The organism is Dyella sp. (assembly GCF_035685885.1).
In the GTDB taxonomy this organism is placed as follows: Bacteria; Pseudomonadota; Gammaproteobacteria; order Xanthomonadales; family Rhodanobacteraceae; genus Dyella.
This window is the reverse complement of sequence record NZ_DASRZX010000041.1, coordinates 1-23,358: the sequence shown is the minus strand read 5'-3', so window position 1 is coordinate 23,358 and position 23,358 is coordinate 1. Positions and strand designations below refer to the sequence as shown.

Genomic DNA, 23,358 nt, shown 5'->3' with positions numbered 1-23,358 from the left:
CTGACGTAAACAAAGACATGCAAATCATACTTGTGTCCCGCACCAAAAAGGTGCCCAAAACCTTCAATCTCGCCGACCGGCGCCTGCGATGGCGACTGCTTGGCGTGGCGACGCTGGCGGTGCTCGGCTGCGCGGGTCTGGGCGGTGCGATTGCGATGGCGGTGGCCAGTCCGCATGACCGCGCGCTCTCCGAGATCCGCACCCTGCGCCAGCAGGTGCAACAACAGAACCAGCAACTGGTCGGCGTGCGGAAGGACGCCCAGCGCGACATTGATGCCCTGGCCGTGAAGCTCGGTCAGCTGCAGGCGCAGTCGACCCGACTCAATGCGCTGGGCGAGCGCCTGACCCAGGTCGGCAAGCTCGACGATGGCGAGTTCAACTTCGACGAACAGCCTGCCGTCGGCGGTGTGGAAGACTCGACGGACAGCGGCTACACCCTTCCGCAGACGCTGGATACCAGCATCAACCAGCTCGCCAACCAGTTCGACAGCCAGCAGGTCCAGCTGTCCGCGCTGCAGAGCCTGTTGCTGGATGCCAAGATCGAGTCCAACCTCAAGCCCACCGGCATGCCGGTTGAGGGCTACATTTCCTCGTATTTCGGCGGTCGTCCGGATCCGTTCAGCGGGCACAGCGCGTATCACACGGGCCTGGACATCTCCACGCCCAAGGGCACCGAGGTGCATACGGTTGCCGAGGGCATGGTCACTTATGCCGGCGAGCGCAGCGGCTACGGCGAAGTGATCGAAATCGACCACGGCAACGGTTACATGACCCGTTATGCCCACAACAGCAAGCTCGATGTGCGTCCGGGCCAGCGCGTGCACGTGGGCGACGTGATTTCCGAGGCCGGTTCCACCGGCCGTTCCACCGGCTCCCACGTACATTTCGAGGTCTGGTACAAGGGCCGCGTGGTCAATCCGCTGGCTTTCGTGAAAAACCATCGCTGACCTGCGATCCCGGGTGCCCGGTGGTCGCCCTTGAAAGCCTTTGCGCGCGCCGCCACACCTACGCTGGGACGATGATCGGGGAGTCCGCGGGCCGCGCGCCCGTGCGAACGCAGGCTGGTGATTCCGGCGTTTGGGATAGCCAGCCGACCCTAGTATCATCAATCCTTTCGTCCTGCCCGGGTTCGCCGGGGTGGGCGGCTCATGAATCCCAAGATCCGGAAGATCGATGCTCAATCGTGCCCTGACGAGCCTTTTCGGTAGCCGCAATGAACGCGTGCTCCGCCAGCTCTCCAAGAATGTCGCGCGCATCAATGCGCTGGAACCCGAGTTCGAGAAGCTGAGCGACGAGGCGCTGCGCGCCAAGACCGACGAGTTCAAGCAGCGCGTCGCCGGTGGCGAATCGCTGGACAAGCTCTTGCCCGAAGCGTTCGCCGTCGTGCGCGAAGGCGCCAAGCGCGTGCTCGGCATGCGTCATTACGATGTGCAGCTGATCGGCGGCATGGTGTTGCATTCGGGCCGCATCGCCGAAATGCGCACCGGCGAAGGCAAGACCCTGGTCGGAACCTTGCCTGTGTACCTCAATGCGCTGGAAGGCAAGGGCGTGCACGTGGTCACGGTCAATGACTACCTGGCCCGCCGCGACTCTGCGCAGATGGGCAAGCTCTATGGCTTCCTTGGCCTGACCACCGGCGTGGTATGGCCGGGCATGGATCACTCGGACAAGCACGCCGCCTACGGCGCCGACATCACTTACGGCACCAACAACGAATTCGGCTTCGACTACCTGCGCGACAACATGGCGCTCAGCAAGGACCAGCGCTACCAGCGCGGCCTGCACTACGCCATCGTCGACGAGGTCGACTCCATCCTGATCGACGAAGCGCGCACGCCGCTGATCATCTCCGGTCCGGCCGAGGACTCGCCGCAGCTGTATCTCTCGGTGAACAAGATCGTCCCGAAGATGATCCGCCAGGAGAAGGAAGATTCCGCCGGCGATTATTTCGTCGACGAGAAGCAGAAGCAGGTGCACCTGTCCGAAGAAGGCATGTCGCACGCGGACGAGCTGCTGCGCGAAGCCGGCGTCATTGCCGCCGACAGCGGGCTGTACGACTCCAGCAACCTGGCCGTGGTGCACCACCTCAATGCAGCGCTGCGCGCCAATGCGATCTACCACCGCGACGTGGATTACATCGTCCGCGACGGCGAAGTGGTGATCGTCGACGAATTCACCGGCCGCACGCTGCCGGGCCGCCGCTGGTCCGATGGCCTGCACCAGGCGGTGGAAGCGAAGGAATGCGTGCCGATCCAGCGCGAGAACCAGACGCTGGCGACGGTCACCTTCCAGAACCTGTTCCGCATGTACAAGAAGCTGGCCGGCATGACCGGCACGGCCGACACGGAAGCGTACGAATTCCAGCAGATCTACGGCCTGGAAGTGGTGGTGATCCCCACCCACAAGCCGATGATCCGCCAGGACAACCCGGACATGGTCTTCCTTGCCCAGCAGGCCAAGTACGGCGCGGTAATCGAGGACATCAAGGATTGCCACAAGCGCGGCCAGCCCGTGCTGGTAGGCACCACGTCCATCGAGGTGTCCGAGCTGCTGTCGAACCTGTTGCGCAAGGAAAAGATCCAGCACGAAGTGCTCAATGCGAAGCAGCACGAGCGCGAAGCGCACATCGTGGCCCAGGCTGGCGCGCCGGGTTCGGTGACCATCGCCACCAACATGGCTGGTCGCGGTACCGACATCGTGCTGGGCGGCAGCCTTGAAGCGGCACTGGCGACCTTGCCGGATGATGCTTCGGAAACCGAACGCGCGAAGGTCAAGTCCGACTGGAAGAAGCGCCACGAACAGGTGCTCGCCGCGGGCGGCCTGCACATCGTGGGCACCGAGCGTCACGAGTCGCGTCGTATCGACAACCAGCTGCGTGGTCGTTCCGGTCGCCAGGGTGACCCGGGCTCCTCGCGCTTCTACCTGTCGCTGGAAGACAACCTGCTGCGCATCTTTGCTGGCGACTGGGTCGGCCGCTGGATGCGCATGTTCGGCATGAAGGAAGACGATGCGCTGGAAGACCGCATGGTCAGTCGCCAGATCGAAAAGGCGCAGCGCAAGGTCGAGCAGCACAACTTCGACATCCGCAAGCACCTGCTGGAGTTCGACGACGTCGCCAACGACCAGCGCAAGGTGATCTACGCCCAGCGCGACGAACTGCTGGAAGTGGATGACGTGTCCGACACCATCGCCGACATCCGCGACGACGTGGTCACCGGTCTGGTCCGTCGTTACGTGCCGGCAGACAGCGTGGACGAGCAATGGGACATCGCCGGCCTCGATCGCGAACTGGAAAGCGAGTTCGGCCTGTCGCTCGACGCCAAGCACTGGGTCGAGCAGCAGCACGAAGTCGATGACAAGATGATCCTCGAGCACGTGCGCCAGGGTGTCGAGCAGCTGTTCAAGGGCAAGGAACAGCAGATCGGCGCGGAGACCATGCGCCAGCTCGAAAAGCACATCATGCTGAGCGTGGTAGACAACGCCTGGAAGGAACACCTGGCGAGCATGGATTACCTGCGTCAGGGCATCTATCTGCGTGGTTACGCGCAGAAGCAGCCCAAGCAGGAATTCAAGCGCGAATCGTTCGAGCTGTTCTCCAGCATGCTCGACCGCATCAAGACCGAAGTGGTGCAGATGCTGGCGCGCGTGCGCGTGCGCAGCGAGGAAGAAGTCGCTGCGATGGAAGCGGAGCAGCAGCGCATGGCCGAGCGCCTGCAGCGTCAGATGCTGGCAAGCGGCGGTGGCGCACCGGTCGGTCCGTTGGGTGCCGACCCGGAGTCGATCGCCGTCGGCAGTCTCGCGGCGCAGGCTGCGGCGCATATGCAGGATGGTCCGCGCGTGGGTCGCAATGATCCTTGTCCCTGTGGTTCGGGCAAGAAGTTCAAGCATTGCCACGGCCAGCTGCCCTGATATGAGAAACCCCGCCTAGGCGGGGTTTCTTTTGGGCGGGATTTTTCGTGGAACCGCACGCTGTGCGCGGCTGATCAACGGTGCAGCGGGCGCGTGGCAGGCAGGTCGACGACGGTGTGCTGCGGTCGCGCACCGAGTGCGTTCCTGCGACAGGACCTGGGGAGAGTGGATCAGTCGCCTTCGCCGGGTTGGCGCTTGCGATAGGGTTCGGCATTCACCGTGATGTATTGCGGCTCCTCTTCGTCCAGGCGCAATGCGGTGAGCTGGCCGCCCCACACGCAGCCCGTGTCGATCGCGTAGACCCCGAGCCCTGCAAAACGACCCAACGCCGACCAATGACCGCACACGATGCGCGCTTCGCGTCGGCGCATGCCGGGCACTTCGAACCAGGGATACATGCCGACCTTCTGTGTGCCGGGAATACCCTTGCTCTCGAAATCGATGCGACCCTGGATATCGCAGTAGCGCATGCGCGTGAGCGTATTGATCGACGCGCGCATCCGTTCGATACCCTGCAGGCGGCCGTTCCATGCCGCCGGGCGATTGCCGAACAGATTTTTCAGCAGGCGCGGATGACGGGGGCTGCCGAGCTCGCGCTCGATTTCCTGCGCGGATCGCTGTGCCTGGCGCAACGTCCATGATGGTGCGAGTCCCGCATGCACCATGGTCCAGTTGAGCTGCTCGTCGTGGTGCAGCAGTTTTTGCGAGCGCAGCCATTCGAGCAATACCGGTGCATCGTCCGCGAACAATACTTCGCGCAGCTCCGGGTTCACCTTGGACTGTGCCTCTGGACGACGCTGCGCAATGGCCAGCAGACTGAGGTCGTGGTTGCCAAGAGTCACCACCGACTGCTCGCGCAGGCCGTGGATCAGTCGCAAGGTGTCCAGCGACTGGCCACCACGGTTGACCAGGTCACCGCAGAACCACAGGCGATCGCTGGCGGGGTCGAAGCGGATCTTGTCGAGCAGGCGTTGGAGTTCGGGAAGGCAGCCCTGCACATCACCGATCGCGTAGGTGGCCATCAGTGCAGCGTACGCGGAATGGAAAGCGTGAACGCAGGGATGGGCGCTTCGAAGTGCGTGCCGTCATCGGCCAGCATCTGATAACTGCCCTGCATGACACCCACCGACGTTTCGAGTACGGCACCAGAGGTGTATTCGTACTCGTCGCCCGGGCGGATCCACGGCTGCTCGCCGACGACGCCTTCTCCGGTAACTTCTTCGATCTTGCCGTTCGCGTCGGTGATGACCCAGTGGCGCGTCAACAGGCGCGCGGGAACATTGCCCGCGTTGTGAAGGGTGATCGTGTAGGCGAAAACATAGCGGTTGTCGCCGGGACGGGATTGGTCGGGGACAAAGCGGGGTTCGACCTGCACGTCGATCGTGTAGGAAGATCTTTCGTTCATGCGGAGATTGTACGGGTTGTCGCAGCGCAAGGGGAAAGCTTGCGTGCAACGGGCTGAATCCGGGCCAGCCGCATAGCTGGCTCAGGGACGTTCACTCCACGACGACGCGTGCGAGCCGCACGTAGTCCTGGGGTGAAAGGGTTTCGGCGCGCGCCTTGGGATCGACATCGGCGGCGAGGATCGCGGTCGCATCCATCACGTTCTTGAGCGCGTTGCCCAACGTCTTGCGACGTTGCGCGAAGGCGGCCTTCACAATCGCGTGGATGCGCTCGGGGTCGGCATCGGGAAGCTGGTCCGCTGCGAGCGGGACCATTCGCACCACCGCGGAATCCACCTTCGGTGGCGGACGGAACGCGCCAGGCGGCACCGTGAACAACGGCTCCACGCGGCAAACAAGCTGCAGCATCACCGACAGACGCCCATACACCTTGCTGCCGGGCTCCGCGGCCATGCGATCGACCACTTCCTTCTGCAGCATGAAATGCATGTCCTGGATCGCGGACGCGTGTTCCACGCAATGGAACAGGATGGGGCTGGAAATGTAATAGGGGAGGTTGCCCGCGATGCGCAGCTTCTCGACGCCGTGGCGATGCGCCAGCGCGGTGAAGTTCACCTTGAGCACGTCCGAGTGGATGATGCTCAGCTCTCCCACGCTTGTCGCCCGCGCCTGCAGGCCGGGAATGAGGTCGGTATCGAGCTCAATGGCGGTGAGCCGGTGCGCGGCGGCGAGCAGAGGCAGCGTGAGGGCGCCTTCGCCCGGGCCGATTTCCACGACGAAATCGTCATTGCGCGGGGAGATCGCGCTGACGATGCGCTCGATGTAGCGCTTCTCATGGAGAAAGTGCTGGCCGAAGCTCTTCTTGGGGCGGGCGTTCATGGGTGGCGATGAGTCTTCGAGTGTGGGGCGCGAACATCGGGCGATGTCGCGGGCAATGTGGGCGTGGACGCGTATAGCGGAAGTGCAGGAGGCCGAGGCTGCGTGCGCACAGCTAGCTCGCCGTCACCACCTGTGGATTCCTGCGCTGGCTCCGCGCGACCAGCTCGAGCGCCATCCTGGCTGCGGCGATTAGGCTGGAAGGATCGCCGCGCCCGCTGCCTGCCAGATCCAGTGCCGTGCCGTGATCGACCGACGTGCGGATGAAGGGCAGGCCGAGCGTCAGGTTCACCGTGCGATCGAACGCTTCGCTCTTGAGCACCGGCAGCGCCTGGTCGTGGTACATCGCCAGCACCGCGTCGTAACGCTTGCGCTGGGTCGGAACAAAGGCGGTATCGGCCGGTAGCGGCCCGATCAGCGTCATGCCGTCGGCGCGAAGCTGATCGAGCAGCGGGATGATCGTGTCGATTTCCTCGTGTCCGAGATGCCCGCCTTCGCCAGCATGCGGATTCAGGCCGAGCACGGCGATGCGTGGCGCGGCGAATCCGAACTTCGCCTGCAGTTCGTGATGGACGATGCGCAGCACGCGTTCGAGTGTTTCACGAGTGATGGCGGATGGCACCTTCGACAGCGGCAGATGGGTGGTGGCGAGCGCCACGCGCAACTCGGGGCTGGCGAGCATCATCACCACGTCCGCACCAGCGCGTTCGGCAAAGAACTCGGTGTGACCGCTGAAACGGGTGCCGCTTTCGTTGATCGAGGATTTCTGCAGCGGCGCCGTGACGATCGCCGCATAGCGACCCGCCATGCAGCCGTCGGCGGCCTCGGCGAGGGTGGCCAGCACGTGCGCTGCGTTGCGCGAGTCGGGTTGTCCCGGCTGTTCGATGGCACCAAGAGGGACGTGATGGACGCGCAGCTGCCCCGGCAGGCGCTCGGTGACATCGGTGCCATCGTCATCGATCAGCTCGATGCACTGGCCACAGCGTGCGGCGGCGCGTTCCAGCAAGGAGCGGTCGGTGATCGCAACGAAATTGGCCGCCAGCGAAGTGGCGGCCAATGAGATCAACAGTTCGGGCCCGATCCCCGCCGGCTCACCCGCGGTAACGGCCAGCCGTGGCAGGGCGTGGGAGTTCAATGCGGCCTCAGGAGGACTTGTTGGCCTGCGCGTCGTTGGGATCGCGCAGCTCGGGCACCAGCACGTTCACGTACGCAGCCGAACGCATCTCGCGCAGGTAGTCGTCGTAAACCTGCTCGGCCTTGCGGTTACCGATGGCCTGGCGCGCCTGGTTGCGCTCCATTTCGTCGGTACGATCGCTCTGGCGGGTACCCAGGCGTTCGATGATGTGCCAGCCGGCTTCGCTCTGGAACGGCTGCGAGACCTGGCCGTCCTTCATCTCACCCATGTGCTGGGCGATGCTCGAACCCCATTCGTTCTGCGCGAACCAGCCCATGTCGCCGCCGTTGTTGGCGGTGGTGTCGTCCTTGGAGTTTTCCTTCGCCAGCTTGGCGAAGTCCTCGTGCTTGTTGACGATGCGGTTGTACAGGTCTTCCGCCTTCTGGTGGGCCTGCTCCGGCGTCAGCAGTTCGCTGGGCTTGATCAGGATCTGGCGGGCGTGGAACTCCTGCACGACCTGACGGCTGGGCGCGCGCTGCTCGATCAGCTTGAGGATATGGAAGCCGGTGGGGCCGCGCATGGCCGGTGAGACGTCGCCAGCCTTCATGTTGCTCACGGCGTCGGCAAAGGCAGGCGGGATCTCGTCCATGCGGCGCCAGCCGAGGTCGCCGCCCTCCAGGGCATCCTGGCCGTCGGAATAGCGGATGGCAGCGGCGTGGAAATCCATGCCGCCCTTGATGGCATCGATGGCCTGCGTGGCCTTGTCCTGCGCGGCCTTGATGTCGCCCGCTTCGGCGCCGGCAGGCAGGCTGATCTGGATGTGGGCCAGGTGGACTTCGCCCGCCTTGTAGGACGGACTGGCCAGCATGTTGTTGATTTCGCTGTCGGTGATGGTCACCTGGTCGCGCACGACGCTGTCATGCAGGCGCTGGGCAATGAGCTGGTCGCCCAGCTGGCGGCGGAAGGCGGCGAAGCTGGAACCATCCTGCTCCACGGCTCCGCGCAGCTGATCGGCGGTCATGTGGTTCTGCTGGGCCACGGCGTTGACTGCCTGGTCGACGTCGGCGTCGGACACGCGGATGCCCTGGTCGTCGGCGCGCTGCACCTGCAGCTTCATCAGGATGAGACGGTCCAGCACCTGGCGCTGCAGCACGTCCATCGGCGGCAGCTGGCCCGGGTTGCGGGCGTACTGCTGCTGCACCGAGCGCACGGCCTCGTTCAGCTCGCTCTGCAGGATCACACCCTCGTCCACCACCGCCACGATACGGTCGAGCGGCTGCTTGCCCGTGCCCGCTGCTTGCGGCAGGAGCTGGGCATGGGCGAGCGGGGCGGTCGCGGTGGCGATCGCGAGCAGGAACAACGCGAGGGGCTGCTTCATCAGACGGGGGCCTTCAATCGCCGGAGGCGACAGGGAAGTTATTGATAACCAAGAATACCATTGCGCAGGGCGTTTTCCGACTGACCGGTGAACCCGCCCATGCCCTTGAACTCGATCTCGAACATGATGGCGTTGTTGGCCGAGCCCAGCTGGGTGGAATAGTTGTAGGTGTTCACGTAGTGCCGGCCGACCAGGCGCACCGCCACGCAACAGCTGTCGTATTCCACGCCCGCCAGGGCTTCCACGGTCTTCTTGTCGAGCACTGAATAGGTCCAGTGGCCAAGCAGGCGCCAGCGGTCGGAGAGGGGATAGACCACCGAGGCGTCATATTGTTCCAGCATCTCGGTGATGCTTCCCGGGTAGCGGCGGAAGCGGTACGAGAAGTTGATGATGCCGTCGGTCTTGATGCGCTTCTGGATGGTGAACGCGCCCATGTCGGTCAGGCGGGTGTTCGGGTTCCACTGGTACTGGGTGGACAGGCGCCAGTCGTCGTTGAGCTGGGTGCCCAGTTCGGCCACGTAGTCGGAGCCGGACCAGTCGGTGGCCGGGGTGGAAGTCGTCGGTCCGTTGGGCAGCTGTACGCGCTGCTGGGTGAAGTAGCGGATCTGGCCGAACGTGGCCGACAGCCGCTCCACGCCGTTGTCGTCGAGCAGGCGCGTGGTCAGCGCCGCGCTGAGGTTGTTCGCATTCATCTGGCGGTCCGCACCGGAATATGTGTTCGTGGTGAACAGTTGCCAGGTGTCGAACGACATCAGGTTGGTGTCGAACAGCGGAATGTTGTCCTGGTTGCGGTACGGCACGTAAAGGTAGTACAGGCGCGGCTCCAGCGTCTGCGTGTAGTTGGTGCCGAACAGCGAGGTGCTGCGGTCGAAGATCAGCCCGCTGTCGACGCTGACGATGGGCAGCGAACGGCTGGGCGAGCCGCTGGTGAACGGCGAGGCCTGCCCTGTGCCCAGCAAGCCGTAGTAACCATAGCGATCGTATTGCCCCGTCAGGTCATAGTCGGTGTAACGGTAGGCCACCTTCGGCTTGACGAACCACGCCGCGCCACGGAAGTCGGCGGCGATGTATGGGTAGAGGTCCAGGCGATCGCCTTCGACCACGTTGTCCTTGCGGAAGGCCACGGCTTCGGCATTCGCGCCGGCGTCCAGCCAGCGGTTGATCGGATAGTCGACATTGAACGCCGCGCGCGGCCACCGCTTGTATTGCACCACCGAGTCGGACAGCGAAGGGTCGACATTCTGGTAGTAGTCGGCGCCGAACTGCGCGCCCCAGTATGCCTTGCCCCACATGCCGCCGCCGTTGATGTAAGCGCTGGAGGCCAGGGTGCCGATCGCCGCGGTGTACAGGTCGTTGCCGAAGTCGCGCAGGTAATTGCGGTCGGACGCGCGGTTGATCGAGGTGTTGAACGTCCACGGCCCGTAGAGGTGCGAGGCGTCGTTGTATTTCAGCAACCAGCGATTGTCGCCCTTGGTATCGTCATCGCTGCCGGGCGTCGGATCGCCGCGGTCATTGGGGAGGAACTCGAAGTTGAGCTGCCCCGTGTTGCCCGGCGTTAGGTAGCGGAACTCCCCGCCCAGCAGCACGCCGCGCTCGGTATAGATGCGCGGGTCCAGCGTGGCATCGTAGTTGGGTGCCAGGTTGAGGTAGTACGGCGCGCTCACCATCAGGCCCGAGCGGCTGGAGTTGCCGATGGTCGGGGTGAGGAAGCCGCTCTTGCGCCGGTCGTCGATCGGGAAGGTGAAGGTCGGCATGTACAGCAGCGGTACGCCGCCCAGACTCAGCGTGGCGTCGTGCGCGACACCTTCGCCGGTCTCCTTGTCCATGCGGATGTCCTTGCCGCGGATCTCCCATACATGGTTGCCCACATCGCAGGTGGAGTAGGTGGCCTGCGTGTAGCGGCTGCGCTGGTCATCCAGCATCTGGCCCTGCTTGGCCGTGCCGTTGCCGCGGCTCTGCAGCATCTGGTACGCGACGTTGTCGGCGATGCCGGTGCTGGCGTCCTGGTTGCCGCGCATGTGGTCCGACGACATGAGCTGGCCGGCTTCCTGGTAGCGCACGTTGCCGCGGGCGTCATAGTCGGTGGTTTCGTCGTTGTAGTCGGTGACGTCGGCCTGCATGCGCTGGTCGGCGCGCTCCATCTTCACGTCGCCTTCCAGGTGGTAAACCGTCTGGTTGGAACTGTCGACGCGCTGCGCGGTGACGTAGGTATTGGAGGTCTCGCGGACCGAGCTGTCCTTGCTCAACGTCGGGTCGTAGAACGACAACATGGCGTTGGGCCGGCACATCGAATAGTTGAGCGGCCGGGGCGCACAGCGGAAGGCGCCCAGCGGGCAGTTGGATACGGCCGGCGGCGGCGTGTTCGACGGCGGTGCCGTCGTGGCCGCGGGCTGGTCCGGCGCCGACTGCGCCTCGACCGGACCACCGAACAGGGCGAGCGCGGCAGCAACCGCCAGCAGGCGGCGCGGGGGCAGGTGGCGCGAAGTCGGCTTGGGCGTCACGATGGCAGTCTGTCGGCTGGGAGGCTCGTAAAACTAGCAGAAAGCCCCCATGGAAGGCAGTTGGACATGACCCGAAGGAGGGTTTCGTGAACGAACAGGATCCGGGCAAGACCGATGCAAAGTGGCGCGACAAGCTCACGCCAGAGCAGTACGCGGTGTGTCGCTGTTCGGCCACCGAGCCGCCGTTCAGCGGCAAGTGGTACCGCAACAAGGCCGCAGGCACTTACGTCTGTGTGGCGTGCGGCTCGAAATTGTTCGCTTCCGAAGCGAAGTACGACTCCGGCTCCGGCTGGCCCAGCTACTTCCAGCCCATCGCCAGGACCGCGGTGAGCCTGACTCAGGACGAGAGCCACGGCATGCGCCGCACAGAGGTGCGTTGCGCGTCGTGCGAGTCCCACCTGGGACATGTGTTTCCCGATGGTCCCAAGCCGACCGGTCTGCGCTACTGCATCAACTCGGTGGCCCTGGATTTTCTGCCGATGGCGTGAGGCGGAGCGTTGCCCCTGCAGGAGCGCACCCAGTGCGCGAAAAGCCTACGTAGCAAGGAATGTTGCCCGGCCGTGTTCGCGCACCGGGTGCGCTCCTGCATAAAGCCGGTCAGGGTTCGATCAGCTCACCGACGTGGGCGGCGACGCTGGTGGCCAGGGCCAGCAGGTTGTAGCCGCCTTCGAGCGTGGAGACCAGGCGGCCCTGGGCATGCGCCTCGGCCACGGCGACCAGCCGGCTGGTGATCCACGCATAGTCCTCGCTGCCCAGGCGCAGGTCGGCCAGTGGGTCGTTGCGATGGGCGTCAAAACCGGCGGACACCAGCACGAGCTGCGGCTTGAACGCGTGCATGCGCGGCAGCAGCACGCCCTCCCACAGCTCGCGGAATTCGTATGAGCCGTCGCCGGGCGAAAGCGGCGCGTTGACGATGTTGCCGGCGCCACGTTCGTCCTCGCGACCCGTCTCGGGATAGAGCGGCATCTGGTGGCTGGACAGGAACAAAACCTTCGGCTCGGCGATAAAGATGTCCTGGGTGCCGTTGCCGTGGTGTACGTCGAAATCCGCGATCGCGACGCGCTTGAGTCCATGGGCCGCGATGGCGTGTGCCGCAGCTACCGCAACGTTGTTGAACAGGCAGAAACCCATCGCGCGATCGGGCGTGGCGTGATGCCCCGGCGGCCGCACCGCGCAGAACGCCCTGCCTCCCTGGCCGAGCACGGTGTCCACTGCGGCCACGGCGGCACCGGCCGCGCGCATTGCAGCCTCGGCAGAGCCGGGCGACATCAGCGTGTCCTCATCGAGGCGCACGGTCCCATCTTCCGGCAGCACGCTGAGGACGTGATCGACATGCTGGGCGGTGTGCGCGCGAAGCAGCTGCTCGCGCGTGGCTCGCGGCGCCTCGATGCGGTCCACCGCGGCGAAGCGGTCTTGGTCGAGCGCCTGCAATACCGCGCGCAGACGTGCCGGGGATTCCGGCTGGTCCGGACCGGGATCGTGCTGCAGGCAACTGGCGTGGGTATAGAGCCGCAGCATGGTCGGATTTACACCGTCGGCTTGCGACGGCGCTCGTGCTGCCACAGCACTTCGCCATGGCCGCTCGCGCGGGCGAGCACGCGCGAGATCACGAACAGCAGGTCGGACAGGCGATTGAGGTAGCGCTGCGCCTGCGGTCGTACTTCCTCCACGCGCGCCAGCGCGATCACTTCACGCTCCGCGCGGCGACACACGGTGCGCGCGAGATGGCAGCACGAAGCTGGCATGCCGCCGCCCGGCAGGATGAAATCCTTCAGCGGCGGCAGCGGATCGTTGAAGCCGTCGAGCACCTGTTCCAACCGCTCGATGTCGCGGTCTTCCACCATCGCCATGCCGGGAATGCACAGCTCGCCGCCGAGGTCGAACAGGTCATGCTGGACTTGCGTCAGCACTTCGCGCACGTCGTCGGCCACGCCATCGGAGGCCAGCACCATGCCGATCGTGCTGTTGAGTTCATCGACCGTGCCGTAGGCGGACACGCGCAGCGAATCCTTGGCGACGCGCGATCCGTCACCGAGGCCGGTGCTGCCATCGTCGCCGGTGCGTGTATAGATCTTGGAAAGACGATTGCCCATGATGATTCAGTTCGCTTGAGGTTCTGGCAGGGCGTCGGTGCGCAGCACCTGGCGCGTGGCGATGTCGACGACGCTCACCACGGGCCTGCCTTGCTGGCTGAAGAAGATCACGGCGTGGCCGTCCTGGGCATAGGCGTGGTCGTAGCAGTCGTCTGCATCGAGCAACACCTGCGCCTGCCTGCCCGCCTGATCCGCCATGCTGATGTGATAGCGGCCTTGCGAGTCGCGCGCGGTCCACGTCCAGGCCAGTGGCGGAGCGCTGCTGCTGTCGCTCTTGCTCAGCTGGTCGATGTTGCACAGCGTGGCCGTATGATCCGGCAGCAGCCAATGCTTGCTGCCATCGGCGGCGTCATAGATCAGCGTATTGCGGCTGGCCGGCTCGTCGCCGCCGGAGCCGCTGCCCGAATAGGACTGATAGCCGTCCAGCAGCGATGCCGTGAACAGCGTGGTGCCTTCGACGGGCTCGAACACGCCCAGGTGGAGTGCTCCGGCCGGCGCATCGGCCGTTGCCGTCGACTTGCGTGGTGTTCCATGGCTCTCGTTCAACACGAGAGTGAGCAAGCCGATCGCCGCTCCCGCGAGAGCAGCCAGCAACAACAGGCCGTTGACACGCCATACCCAACGGAAAAACCGTTCGGTGCGGTTGACGGCGGCGGTCTCCCCAGTCGCCGCCATCGCCCTTACTTCCGGGCCGGCTGGGTCGCGTGGCCCAGCGTGCGCGACAACTGGGTCGCCAAGGCATGCACCACCAGGCCGAGCGCGATGTAGAGCATGGTCGCTTCAAGGAAGAACAGGTACCAGTCGCCCATGTTGGCGACCCAGGCGCCGATGCTGCGCGGTTGGGGCACGCTGTCGCTGAGCCAGTAGAAGCTGCCGTTGGAGACGACGTAGCAGGCCAGCCAGCTGCCGATCGCGGCGACGGCTGCCATGCCCAGGCCACGCAGGTTCAGTCCCGGCTGCTGGCGCGCCAGCCAGCTGCCGCCCAGCCACAGGCTGAGGTAGGCCGGCACCAGGAACCAGTAGGCCGCCGACACGCAGTAGTGATCCCAGAAGCTGATGCCCTGGTTGCTGATGACGACGTAGTCGACCAGCACGGCCTCGACCATGAGCAGCGGGAAGGCCCAGCGGAACGAGCCGCGCAGCCACAAGCCGGCCAGGAAGAAGATGGCCCAGGAAGCGTCCCACACGTCATGGTGGAAAAGCGAAAGATGTACGCGGGTCGCGGCCATCACCAGGGCGAGCGCGAGGAAGATGCCGAGCCGCTGGTTTTGCGTCGTAGCCATGAAGTGCTCCAGAGTGTTGCGCTGAGTGCAGGGGCGGAAGTCTATCGCAATTGGCGAGGCCCCAGATGGGGACGGCCGCCTGCAACGCGTATCATGCGGGCCCATGACTACCCCACTTCCCCAAGGTATCGCCGGGCGCCAGCCTGTCCTCATCGTCGGCGGCGGATTGGTTGGCGCGAGCCTGGCCATCGCGCTGGATGTGGCGGGCGTGGATGCAGTGATGGTCGAGGCCGCCGCGCCACGCGTCGGCGAGCAGCCCAGTTATGACGAGCGCAATCTCGCCCTGGCGCGCGCCACCGTGAACGGCCTGTCGGCCATCGGCGTCTGGCCGCATGCAGCGGCCCAGGCCACGCCCATTCGTCACATCCACGTCACGCGCGCCGGCGAATTCGGCAGCGTGCGCATGGATGCCGGGAAACAGGGTGTCGACGCACTGGGTTGGACGCTGCCAGCGCGTGAGCTGGGCGCGGCCTTGCTTGCGCGGCTGGAAAGCTGCACGCGGTTGCGTCGTGTGGCCCCGGGGCGGCTGGAGGAACTCCAGTCCCACGCGGATGGCTGGCATGCACGCATCCGCACGCCCGATGGCGTGCTCGAGCTCGACACCCCGCTGCTGGTCGGCGCTGACGGCACCGCCTCGTTCGTACGCGACCAGGCCGGTATCGCTGCCGAGCACCACGACTACGGGCAGACGCTGTTCGTCTGCACGGTGACGCCGGAGCGTGATCACGACCATCGTGCCTATGAGCGCTTTGCCGACAACGGCCCCGTGGCCTTGCTGCCCTTGTCCGGCCGACGCTGCGGACTGGTGTTGACCGTGCCGCGCGAGGAAGCCGACGCCGTTGCCGCGCTCGACGACGATGCATTCATCGCGCTGGCGCAGGAACGCTTTGGCTGGCGCCTGGGCAGGCTCAGCCGGCCGGGCCGGCGCCATCCTTACGCGATACAGCGCGTGGCCGCGCGCGAACTGGTGTCGACGCGCACGGTGCTGGTGGGCAATGCCGCGCAGACCGTGCATCCCATCGGTGCCCAGGGTTTCAATCTCGGCCTGCGCGATGCGCTGACGCTCGCTGAAATGGTGGCCGACGCGGATGACCCCGGTGACGAAGCACTGCTGCAGCGCTACGCGCTTCGCCGTGCGGCAGATCGCGAGGGCACCATGGCCATGAGCCACGGACTGGTCCAGCTGGCCTGCCTTCCGCAGCCGCTGCTGGCGCCCTTGCGATCGATGGCCATGCTGGCGTTCGATCGCGTGCCGCCGCTGCAACGTTTTCTCGCGCGACGCGGCATGGGTTTTCGTAGCGAGCCGCCGCGCGCAGTGCTGGAGCGCCTGCCATGAGCGTGCCAGCCGTGCGTGGAGAATCCTCGCGTCGCCGTGGCCCGGCGCTGGACGTGGTGGTGGTGGGTGGCGGCATGGTGGGCGCGGCGACCGCGCTGGCGATGGCGCGTGCCGGATTCGCCACGGCACTCGTCGAAGCCCGTGCGCCGGCACCGTGGTCGGCCAAGGACGAAGTGGACCTGCGCGTAGTTGGCCTTGCGCCTTCGTCCGTTGCCTTGCTGGACGATCTGGATGTCTGGACGTCCATTCGCGCGTCCCGTGCGGGCCCATACGCGCACATGCATGTATGGGACGCTGCCACCGGTGCGGCCATCCATTTTGATGCCGCCGACGAAGGACGCGACCTGCTGGGCTACATCGTCGAGAACAACCTCGTGCAATGGCGGCTGTGGGAGGCGCTGGAGCCGGCTGGCGTGCGCCGTATCTGCCCCGCGCAGGTCAGCGGGTTCGAGGTGCTGGAAGACCGCGTGCAACTGAACCTGGACGGCGCCGAAGCGCCGATCCTCTCCGCGCGCCTGCTGGTAGCCGCCGATGGCGCGGGTTCACCGCTGCGCGCATTGGCAGGCATTGAAACGCAGGGGCGCGATTACGCGCAGCGCGGCGTGGTCGCCCATGTGAGCACCGAGCGGCCGCACGAGGGCACGGCGTGGCAGCGTTTCCTGGACACTGGGCCGCTGGCTTTGCTTCCGCTCGCCGACGGGCGCAGTTCGATCGTGTGGTCATTGCCCGAGGCGCAGGCGCAGCGTGTGATGGCACTGGACGACGAGGCGTTCCTGCACGAACTGGGTGTGGCCAGCGATTTTCGACTGGGCCGCATGCTTTGCGCGACGGCTCGCGCTGCCTTTCCGCTACGTCTGCAGCTGGCGAAAAGCTATCAGGCCGAGCGCTTCGTGCTGCTCGGCGACGCGGCCCATGCGGTGCATCCGCTGGCCGGGCAAGGCGTGAACCTCGGGCTTCGCGACGTGGCCCAGTTGCGCGACGTACTGGTCGAGGCGCGCGAGATTGGCGTCGATATCGCTGCGCCGCAAGTACTGCGCCGCTACGCGCGTCGCCAGCGCAGCGCCGACACGCTCGATGCGCTCAGCTTCGATGCGCTGGCACGCATCTATGGTTGGACCGCACCACCGTTGGTCGCCGCACGCGGGCTTGGCGTGCGCCTGCTCGACCGACTGTCACCGCTCAAGCGCCGGCTCGCACAACACGCATCCGGCTTCTGACCCTTCTGAAACCGCAACGAGGAGAAAGTCATGCGCATGGCCCGCCTTTGCTGTTTGCTCCTGCTGTCCGGATTTGCCTTCGCCGCCCAGGCCAAGATGGTGCACAAGCCCGTCGAATGGACACAGGACGGCACCAAGTTCCATAGCGTGCTGGTCTACGACGACGCCGTCGCCACCAAGCGCCCGGGCCTGGTGATGGTGCCCAACTGGTACGGCGTGAACGACGGCGCGCTCAAGAAGGCCGAAGGCATTGCTGGCAAGGATTACGTCATCCTCGTCACCGATATGTATGGTGAGACGGTGCGTCCCACCAACGACGACCAGGCCATGGCAGCGGTGAAGACGCTGTACGGTGATCGTGCCCTGATGCGCAAGCGCGTCGACGTGGCGCTCGACCAGCTGAAGGCGCAGGCCAAGGATGCTCCGCTCGACCTCACCAAGCTTGCCGCGATTGGTTTCTGCTTCGGCGGTTCGGCGGTGCTGGACCTGGCGCGCAGTGGTGCCGACGTGGCCGCGGTGGTGTCATTCCATGGCGGCCTGCAGACGGACGATCCTTCGCTCGCCAAGCAGATCAAGGCGCGCGTGCTGGTGATGAATGGCGCCGACGACAAGGGCACCATGCCCGACGCCGACAAGTTCATGGACGAGATGCGCGGCAGCAAGGCCGACTGGCAGTTCGTGGTACTGGGCAACTCGGTGCATTGCTTTACCGAAACCGACCAGCACAAGCCCGGTTGCATGTACGACGAGCGTGCCGCGCAGCGCAGTTACCGGCTGATGCACGATTGGTTGCGTGCGGCGTTTGCGGGTACGCCGTAAAGGTTCGGCGGGTCGGATCGCGCACTGGGTGCGCTCCTACAAGGTCACGGTGCTCTTGTAGGAGCGCACCCAGTGCGCGATCCAACCTCGCAAGGACTTAGAAACTCCGCTGCACCGAATAATCCGCCAACGTCGCCATGGCATCGCGCCACGGCGAATCGGGCAGTGAGCGCAGTGCGTCGCGGGCCGCATCAGCGTGGAACACAGCGCGCTCGTGCGTACGTTCCAGCGCACCGGAATCGCGGATGGCGGCGATGATGCGGTCCAGCGAATCCAGCCCGCCGTGCTCGATGGCGTGGCGCAACGAGCGCTTCTGCTCTTCGTCGGCGCTCTGCATGGCGTAGATCAGCGGCAGCGTGGGCTTGCCTTCGGCGAGGTCGTCGCCGATGTTCTTGCCCAGCGTGTCGGCGTCGCTGACGTAGTCGAGCAGGTCGTCGGCGATCTGGAACGCGTAGCCCAGTTCCATGCCGTAACGGCGCAGGGCGGTTACCTGATCCGCCGGCAGGCCGCCCAGCAGGGCGCCCAGTTCGGTGGCGGCGGCGAACAGCACGGCGGTCTTGCGTTCGATCACCGCGAGATAGGCGGCCTCGTCCACGTCGGCATTGCCGATGTTGAGCAGCTGCAATACCTCGCCCTCGGCGATGGTGTTGGTGGTGTCGGCCAGGATGCGCATCACGCGCATGTCGTCCAGCTCGACCATCAGCTGGAACGAGCGCGAATAGAGGAAATCACCGACGAGCACGCTGGCGGCGTTGCCCCACAGCGCGTTGGCGGTCTTGCGGCCGCGGCGCAGGTCCGACTCGTCCACCACGTCGTCATGCAGCAGGGTGGAGGTGTGGATGAACTCGATGACGGCCGCCAGCTTGATGTGCTGATCGCCGTGGTAGCCGGCGGCATTGGCGGCCAGTACGTGCAGCATCGGGCGCAGGCGCTTGCCGCCGCCAGCGATGATGTGGTCGGCGATCTGGTTGATCAGCACCACGTCGGAGGACAGGCGGGTGCGGATCAGCGTGTCAACGCGCTGCATGTCCCCGGCAGCGAGTCCTTTGACGGCGGCAAAGTCGGCGGTACGGCGAGTGTCGGCGTGAGTCGTGGTCATGGGGAAGTCGCGGCGTCTTGTCCATTGATTATAGAGAGAGATGACCGCAAGAAACCGCCGCGACACGGCACCGCGTCAGGATTTGCGGGGTCAAACGTATAATCGGCGCAGAACCGCCCTCAGAAGAACCCTCCGGTGAGCAAACTTTCCCCACTCGAGCGACGCAGCGCGCTGACGCTGGCCTGCGTGATCAGCCTGCGATTGTTCGGCCTGTTCCTGATCATGCCGGTGTTCTCGCTGTACGCGCAGAAGATGCCGGACGCGACGCCGCTGCTGATCGGTCTGGCGCTGGGCGTTTACGGGCTTGGGCAGGTCTTGCTGCAAATCCCGCTGGGCTTGTTGTCGGACCGCATCGGGCGCAAGCCGGCCATCACCCTGGGCCTGCTGGTGTTTGCCGTGGGCGGGCTGGTGGCGGCGTTCTCGCACAGCCTGATGGGCATCGTGGCAGGTCGCGCCCTGCAGGGCATGGGCGCCGTGGCGGGCGCGGGCACGGCGCTGGCGGCCGATCTCACGCGTGAAGAAAACCGCGGCAAGGTAATGGGCATTATCGGCGTGTCGATCGGCGTGGCGTTCCTGCTCGCGCTGATCCTTGGACCGCCGCTGGAGGCGATCGGCGGCCTGCCTGGCCTGTTCGGCGCCACCTCGCTGCTGGCGCTGGCGGCGCTGGTGCTGCTGTGGTTGATCGTACCGACGCCGCAGCGCCAGCAGGCGCCGGCCGCCGCTGCATTCGGCAGCGTACTGTCCATGCTGCGCGACGGGCGCATGCTGGTGTTGAACGGTTCGGTGTTCTTCCTGCACATGCTGCTGACGGCGAGCTTCGTGGGCTTGCCGCTGCTGCTGGCCGAGCGTCTGCAATTGCCGGTGAGCCGTCATTGGGAGTTGTACCTGCCGGTGATGGTGATCGCCGCCTTCGTGATGGGCGCCTGCCTGCACCGCATGCGCGAAGTTGCGCAAAGCCTGCGCATCGTGGGCATCTGCGTGGTGGCCATCGGCCTGGGACTGCTGGGTTTTGCCTGGTCCGGCAACCATCTGGCCGCCTTGGGCGTAGCCGCCACGGTGTTTTTCTCGGCGTTCAACCTGTTGGAAGCCGCGTTGCCCAGCCTGGTTTCCCGCCTTGCGCCCGCTCCGCTGCGCGGTGCCGCCATGGGCGCCTATTCCACCAGCCAGTTCCTTGGCGCGTTCGTGGGCGGTGCCGTCGGTGGCATCGCGCTCGGCAAGCTGGGTACCTCGGGCGTGTTCCTTTGCGCCGCGGCGATGACCCTGCTGTGGCTGCCGCTGGTGCTGTCGGGCGCGCGTCGCATCCGGGCGAACGAAGCATCCATCGAGGCGATCCCCGTCGTACACGGCGCCTGACGCGGCCATCCAGTGATCGGGATGCGGCGGCGTTCCTTGGCATGGGAGCGCCCTGCGGTGTATGAGGACAGGCTGGTGCAACGTGGCAGGTGAGGCTGCCGCGTCGCGCGTCTTTCTTCGACGACGAGGCTTTCCCGATGTCCGCCTTTCGCTCTTCGCGCCTTCCCGTGGTTGCGGCGCTGGCCGCCATGACAAGCCTGTGCGTTGGCCACGTCGCCGCCGCCGATATCGGGCGCGGCGATCGCTATTCCGGCTATGCATGGGCATCGCGTTCGCCGGTGATCGCGCAACATGGCATGGCGGCGACAGAGCAGCCGCTGGCTTCGCAGGTGGCCATCGACATCCTTAAAAAGGGCGGCAGCGCAGTGGACGCGGCGATTGCCGCCAACGCTGCGCTCGGTCTGATGGAGCCCGTGCTCAACGGCATCGGAGGCGACTGCTTCGTGATCGTGTGGGATCCGAAGACGCACAAGCTCTATGGCTACAACGGTTCCGGCCCGTCGGCGAAAGGGCGTGGCCTGGCGAAGATGCAGGCCGAAGTGAAGGCAGCCTACGCCAAGGCCGGTATGCCGCTGAAGGAACACATTCCCGCGGTGGGCTCGCTGCCGGTGACCGTGCCCGGCACCGTCGATGCGTGGTTCGCGCTGCATGAGAAGTTCGGCAAGCTGTCCATGGCCGACGATCTGGCGCCAGCCATCGCCTATGCGAAGGATGGTTTTCCGATCACCCAGCTCGTCGCCAAATACTGGAAGGGCAACTTCGCGGCCTTCGAAAAACAGAAGGGATTGATCGAAGAGCTGGACAATGCGCGGCACACGTACCTGATCGACGGGCATACGCCAGCCGAAGGCGAGGTATTCCGCAACCCGGATCTCGCCCGCACGCTGACGATGATCGCCGAGGGCGGCCGCGACGCGTTCTACAAGGGCGCGATAGCCCGCACGATGGACGGCTATTTCAAGCGCATCGGCGGCGACCTGCGTTATGACGATTTCGCCGCTTATCACGGCGAGTGGGTGACACCGCAGTCAGTGAACTATCGTGGCTACGATGTCTACGAGTTGCCGCCGAACGGACAGGGTTTCGCGGCGCTGGAAATGCTGCAGATCCTCAAGGGCTTCGACCTCAAGACCATGGGCGTGGGCAGTGCGGATGCGCTCACTGCCATGCTGGAAGCCAAGCGTCTGGCATACGAAGACCTGGCGAAGTTCTATGCAGACCCCAGGTTCGTGAAGGTGCCGATGCGTGGCCTGATTTCCGAAGGCTATGGCGAGCAGCGGCGCAAGGAGATCCATCTTGAGCGCGCCAACCCCTCGATCGGGCCGGGCGATCCGCGCCTGTTCGACGGCGACACCACGTACTTCGCCACCGCCGACAAGGACGGCATGATGGTGTCGATCATCCAGTCGAACTATCGCGGTATGGGTTCGGGTCTGGTGGCGGACGGGTTGGGCTTCATGTTCCAGGATCGCGGCGAGCTGTACTCGCTCGATCCGAAGGCCGCGAATGTCTATGCCGCCGGCAAGCGTCCGTTCCACACCATCATCCCCGGCTTCGTGATGAAGGACGGTGGTCCGTACCTGGCCTTCGGCGTGATGGGTGGCGACATGCAGCCACAAGCCCACGTGCAGGTGCTGGCCAACATCATCGACTACGGCATGAACGTGCAGGATGCCGGCGACGCGGCACGCTGGCGTCACTACGGCAATGCCGAGCCGACGGGCGAGCCTTCGCAGGGTGTCGGCAAGGTCGAGATGGAATCCGGCTTCGATCCGCAGGTGAAAGCCGAACTGGCCCGCCGCGGCTACACGATCGAGCCCGGTACCGGTAATTTCGGCGGTTACGAGGCCATCCTGTTCGATGCCAGGCAGCGCGTGTACTGGGGCGCCACCGAGATGCGCAAGGACGGCCAGGTGATCGGCTACTGAGGCGCGGCGGCAGCCCGTTCCCGGGAAGCCCGGCTGGTCGGAAAGTGGATTGTTTTCGCATTGCGCAACCCCATTGATCTGGAAGCACCGAGGCGCCAACGGTCGAGGTTTTCCATGGCCCACCATATTGTCGAGTTGATTGCCCAATACGGCCTGCTGCTGGTCTTCCTCAACGTGCTGGTGGAGCAGGCCGGCGCACCGGTGCCTGCGGTACCCACCATGATCGTGGCCGGCGCGCTGGCCGCGATGGACAAGCTGCCGCTCAGCGGCGTGCTGGCGGTGGCGCTGGTGGCCTGCCTGCTGGCCGATTTCGCCTGGTACCTGGCCGGCCGTTACTTCGGCGGCGGCGTGATGCGCACGCTCTGCCGCATCTCCCTCTCGCCCGACTCCTGCGTGAAGCAATCGGAGCTGCGCTTCCAGCGCTGGCGCGGAGGCATGCTGCTGCTGGCCAAGTTCGTTCCCGGTCTTTCCACCGTGGCGCCACCGCTGGTTGGCGCCATGGGGTTGCGTGTCGTTCCGTTCGCCCTGTTCGACGGCATCGGCTCGCTGTTGTGGGTGGGCGTGGCGGTGTCGCTGGGCTATGTGTTTGCCGACCAGGTCGATGGCGTGATCGAGGCGTTGGCCAACGCGGGCAGCGTGGCGCTGATGCTCGTCGGCTGCCTGCTGGCCCTCTACATCATCGCCAAGTGGTGGCAGCGTCATCGCCTGTTGAAGACGTTGCGCATGGCGCGCATCAGCGTCGACGAACTCAATGCAGCGATCGAGTCGGGCCGCATGCCCGTGGTGGTGGACGTGCGCTCGGATGCTTCGCGGGCGATGGACGGACGCATCATTCCTGGAGCCTTGCTGGCCGACGTGAGCAGCGTGGATCGCATCGCGGCGGAAGTGCCGGTGGACGCTGAACTGGTGATCTATTGCACCTGCCCGAACGAAGCATCGGCGGCACTGGTGGCCAAAGCGCTGATGGCGCATGGCTACAAGCGCGTGCGACCGCTGCTGGGCGGACTGGATGCGTGGGAGACGGCGGGGTTTCCGGTGCAGCGGTTGGA

General features: G+C 65.4%; 20 protein-coding genes. 9 read left to right on the top strand and 11 right to left on the bottom strand.

The features are described from left to right. Window positions 1–17: 17 nt before the first annotated feature. Together VFG49_RS05005 and secA are read left to right on the top strand one after the other, a co-directional pair. Window positions 18–947: a M23 family metallopeptidase gene (locus VFG49_RS05005; protein WP_324858415.1), complete on the top strand. Its 930-nt coding sequence runs from the start codon at window positions 18–20 to the stop codon at window positions 945–947. A gap of 226 nt (window positions 948–1,173) precedes the next feature. Further along, entirely contained in the window at window positions 1,174–3,909 is a 2,736-nt protein-coding gene (secA, locus tag VFG49_RS05000) for a preprotein translocase subunit SecA (protein ID WP_324858414.1), read from the top strand. Between the two features lie 170 nt (window positions 3,910–4,079). On the opposite strand, the gene VFG49_RS04995 is transcribed toward secA, so the two are convergent. The 6 genes from VFG49_RS04995 to VFG49_RS04970 form a co-directional block, all read right to left on the bottom strand. After that, window positions 4,080–4,931, bottom strand: coding sequence for a symmetrical bis(5'-nucleosyl)-tetraphosphatase (locus VFG49_RS04995; RefSeq protein ID WP_324858413.1), 852 nt, complete (start codon window positions 4,929–4,931; stop codon window positions 4,080–4,082). Then, window positions 4,931–5,314: a Co2+/Mg2+ efflux protein ApaG gene (apaG, locus tag VFG49_RS04990; RefSeq protein ID WP_324858412.1), complete on the bottom strand. Its 384-nt coding sequence runs from the start codon at window positions 5,312–5,314 to the stop codon at window positions 4,931–4,933. The genes VFG49_RS04995 and apaG overlap by 1 nt, the downstream gene beginning before the upstream one ends. Window positions 5,315–5,405: 91 nt before the next feature. After that, entirely contained in the window at window positions 5,406–6,191 is a 786-nt protein-coding gene (rsmA, locus tag VFG49_RS04985; RefSeq protein WP_324858411.1) for a 16S rRNA (adenine(1518)-N(6)/adenine(1519)-N(6))-dimethyltransferase RsmA, read from the bottom strand. Window positions 6,192–6,303: 112 nt separating this feature from the next. Continuing rightward, window positions 6,304–7,323: a 4-hydroxythreonine-4-phosphate dehydrogenase PdxA gene (pdxA, locus tag VFG49_RS04980; RefSeq protein WP_324858410.1), complete on the bottom strand. Its 1,020-nt coding sequence runs from the start codon at window positions 7,321–7,323 to the stop codon at window positions 6,304–6,306. A gap of 7 nt (window positions 7,324–7,330) precedes the next feature. Continuing rightward, on the bottom strand, window positions 7,331–8,680 hold the full coding sequence (locus VFG49_RS04975) for a peptidylprolyl isomerase (protein WP_324858409.1): 1,350 nt from the start codon (window positions 8,678–8,680) through the stop codon (window positions 7,331–7,333). A 38-nt stretch (window positions 8,681–8,718) separates the two neighbouring features. Then, the gene (locus VFG49_RS04970; protein WP_324858408.1) at window positions 8,719–11,181 is read right to left on the bottom strand and encodes an LPS-assembly protein LptD; all 2,463 of its coding nucleotides are present in this window, start codon (window positions 11,179–11,181) and stop codon (window positions 8,719–8,721) included. A gap of 86 nt (window positions 11,182–11,267) precedes the next feature. On the opposite strand from VFG49_RS04970, the gene msrB reads away from it, so the two are divergent. Further along, window positions 11,268–11,669 carry a peptide-methionine (R)-S-oxide reductase MsrB gene (msrB, locus tag VFG49_RS04965; RefSeq protein WP_324858407.1) on the top strand — a complete coding sequence of 134 codons (402 nt, stop codon included), beginning with the start codon at window positions 11,268–11,270 and terminating at the stop codon, window positions 11,667–11,669. A gap of 109 nt (window positions 11,670–11,778) precedes the next feature. Here msrB and VFG49_RS04960 read toward each other — a convergent pair whose 3' ends face one another. From VFG49_RS04960 to VFG49_RS04945, 4 genes are read right to left on the bottom strand one after another with little or no spacing between them, the layout of a single operon-like run. Continuing rightward, a complete protein-coding gene (locus VFG49_RS04960) occupies window positions 11,779–12,699 on the bottom strand; it encodes a histone deacetylase family protein (RefSeq protein ID WP_324858406.1) in 921 nt (306 codons plus the stop codon). An 8-nt stretch (window positions 12,700–12,707) separates the two neighbouring features. Beyond that, complete coding sequence (locus VFG49_RS04955) at window positions 12,708–13,274, bottom strand: cob(I)yrinic acid a,c-diamide adenosyltransferase (protein WP_324858405.1); 567 nt, start codon at window positions 13,272–13,274, stop codon at window positions 12,708–12,710. Window positions 13,275–13,280: 6 nt separating this feature from the next. Continuing rightward, on the bottom strand, window positions 13,281–13,949 hold the full coding sequence (locus VFG49_RS04950; RefSeq protein WP_324858404.1) for a hypothetical protein: 669 nt from the start codon (window positions 13,947–13,949) through the stop codon (window positions 13,281–13,283). Between the two features lie 5 nt (window positions 13,950–13,954). Further along, window positions 13,955–14,557 carry a hypothetical protein gene (locus VFG49_RS04945; protein WP_324858403.1) on the bottom strand — a complete coding sequence of 201 codons (603 nt, stop codon included), beginning with the start codon at window positions 14,555–14,557 and terminating at the stop codon, window positions 13,955–13,957. A gap of 103 nt (window positions 14,558–14,660) precedes the next feature. On the opposite strand from VFG49_RS04945, the gene ubiH reads away from it, so the two are divergent. The 3 genes from ubiH to VFG49_RS04930 are packed head-to-tail and all read left to right on the top strand — an operon-like array spanning window position 14,661 to window position 17,929. Then, window positions 14,661–15,893, top strand: coding sequence for a 2-octaprenyl-6-methoxyphenyl hydroxylase (gene ubiH / locus VFG49_RS04940; protein ID WP_324858402.1), 1,233 nt, complete (start codon window positions 14,661–14,663; stop codon window positions 15,891–15,893). After that, window positions 15,890–17,110 carry a UbiH/UbiF/VisC/COQ6 family ubiquinone biosynthesis hydroxylase gene (locus tag VFG49_RS04935; RefSeq protein ID WP_324858401.1) on the top strand — a complete coding sequence of 407 codons (1,221 nt, stop codon included), beginning with the start codon at window positions 15,890–15,892 and terminating at the stop codon, window positions 17,108–17,110. The genes ubiH and VFG49_RS04935 overlap by 4 nt, the downstream gene beginning before the upstream one ends. Before the next feature lie 30 nt (window positions 17,111–17,140). Then, window positions 17,141–17,929 (top strand): dienelactone hydrolase family protein, encoded by a 789-nt coding sequence (locus tag VFG49_RS04930; protein WP_324858400.1) that lies wholly within the window; start codon window positions 17,141–17,143, stop codon window positions 17,927–17,929. A 97-nt stretch (window positions 17,930–18,026) separates the two neighbouring features. Here the strand turns inward: VFG49_RS04930 and VFG49_RS04925 are convergent, their stop codons facing one another. Then, window positions 18,027–19,028, bottom strand: a complete 1,002-nt coding sequence (locus tag VFG49_RS04925) for a polyprenyl synthetase family protein (RefSeq protein ID WP_324858399.1) — start codon at window positions 19,026–19,028, stop codon at window positions 18,027–18,029. Window positions 19,029–19,163: 135 nt separating this feature from the next. Between VFG49_RS04925 and VFG49_RS04920 the strand changes: the two genes are divergently transcribed. The 3 genes from VFG49_RS04920 to VFG49_RS04910 form a co-directional block, all read left to right on the top strand. Then, window positions 19,164–20,381: an MFS transporter gene (locus VFG49_RS04920; protein WP_324858398.1), complete on the top strand. Its 1,218-nt coding sequence runs from the start codon at window positions 19,164–19,166 to the stop codon at window positions 20,379–20,381. 137 nt (window positions 20,382–20,518) lie between these two features. Beyond that, the gene (ggt, locus tag VFG49_RS04915) at window positions 20,519–22,309 is read left to right on the top strand and encodes a gamma-glutamyltransferase (protein WP_414649059.1); all 1,791 of its coding nucleotides are present in this window, start codon (window positions 20,519–20,521) and stop codon (window positions 22,307–22,309) included. Window positions 22,310–22,423: 114 nt separating this feature from the next. Then, on the top strand, window positions 22,424–23,358 hold a 935-nt coding region (locus VFG49_RS04910), incomplete at its 3' end, for a DedA family protein/thiosulfate sulfurtransferase GlpE (RefSeq protein WP_324858397.1).

What these genes read in the sequence shown, in the direction of transcription:
- VFG49_RS05005 (WP_324858415.1), top strand. Translation starts at nt 18, where the DNA reads ATGCAAATCATACTTGTGTCCCGCACCAAAAAGGTGCCCAAAACCTTC.
- secA (WP_324858414.1), top strand. Translation starts at nt 1,174, where the DNA reads ATGCTCAATCGTGCCCTGACGAGCCTTTTCGGTAGCCGCAATGAACGC.
- VFG49_RS04995 (WP_324858413.1), bottom strand. Translation starts at nt 4,931, where the DNA reads ATGGCCACCTACGCGATCGGTGATGTGCAGGGCTGCCTTCCCGAACTC.
- apaG (WP_324858412.1), bottom strand. Translation starts at nt 5,314, where the DNA reads ATGAACGAAAGATCTTCCTACACGATCGACGTGCAGGTCGAACCCCGC.
- rsmA (WP_324858411.1), bottom strand. Translation starts at nt 6,191, where the DNA reads ATGAACGCCCGCCCCAAGAAGAGCTTCGGCCAGCACTTTCTCCATGAG.
- VFG49_RS04975 (WP_324858409.1), bottom strand. Translation starts at nt 8,680, where the DNA reads ATGAAGCAGCCCCTCGCGTTGTTCCTGCTCGCGATCGCCACCGCGACC.
- VFG49_RS04960 (WP_324858406.1), bottom strand. Translation starts at nt 12,699, where the DNA reads ATGCTGCGGCTCTATACCCACGCCAGTTGCCTGCAGCACGATCCCGGT.
- VFG49_RS04955 (WP_324858405.1), bottom strand. Translation starts at nt 13,274, where the DNA reads ATGGGCAATCGTCTTTCCAAGATCTATACACGCACCGGCGACGATGGC.
- VFG49_RS04950 (WP_324858404.1), bottom strand. Translation starts at nt 13,949, where the DNA reads ATGGCGGCGACTGGGGAGACCGCCGCCGTCAACCGCACCGAACGGTTT.
- VFG49_RS04945 (WP_324858403.1), bottom strand. Translation starts at nt 14,557, where the DNA reads ATGGCTACGACGCAAAACCAGCGGCTCGGCATCTTCCTCGCGCTCGCC.
- ubiH (WP_324858402.1), top strand. Translation starts at nt 14,661, where the DNA reads ATGACTACCCCACTTCCCCAAGGTATCGCCGGGCGCCAGCCTGTCCTC.
- VFG49_RS04935 (WP_324858401.1), top strand. Translation starts at nt 15,890, where the DNA reads ATGAGCGTGCCAGCCGTGCGTGGAGAATCCTCGCGTCGCCGTGGCCCG.
- VFG49_RS04930 (WP_324858400.1), top strand. Translation starts at nt 17,141, where the DNA reads ATGCGCATGGCCCGCCTTTGCTGTTTGCTCCTGCTGTCCGGATTTGCC.
- VFG49_RS04925 (WP_324858399.1), bottom strand. Translation starts at nt 19,028, where the DNA reads ATGACCACGACTCACGCCGACACTCGCCGTACCGCCGACTTTGCCGCC.
- ggt (WP_414649059.1), top strand. Translation starts at nt 20,519, where the DNA reads ATGTCCGCCTTTCGCTCTTCGCGCCTTCCCGTGGTTGCGGCGCTGGCC.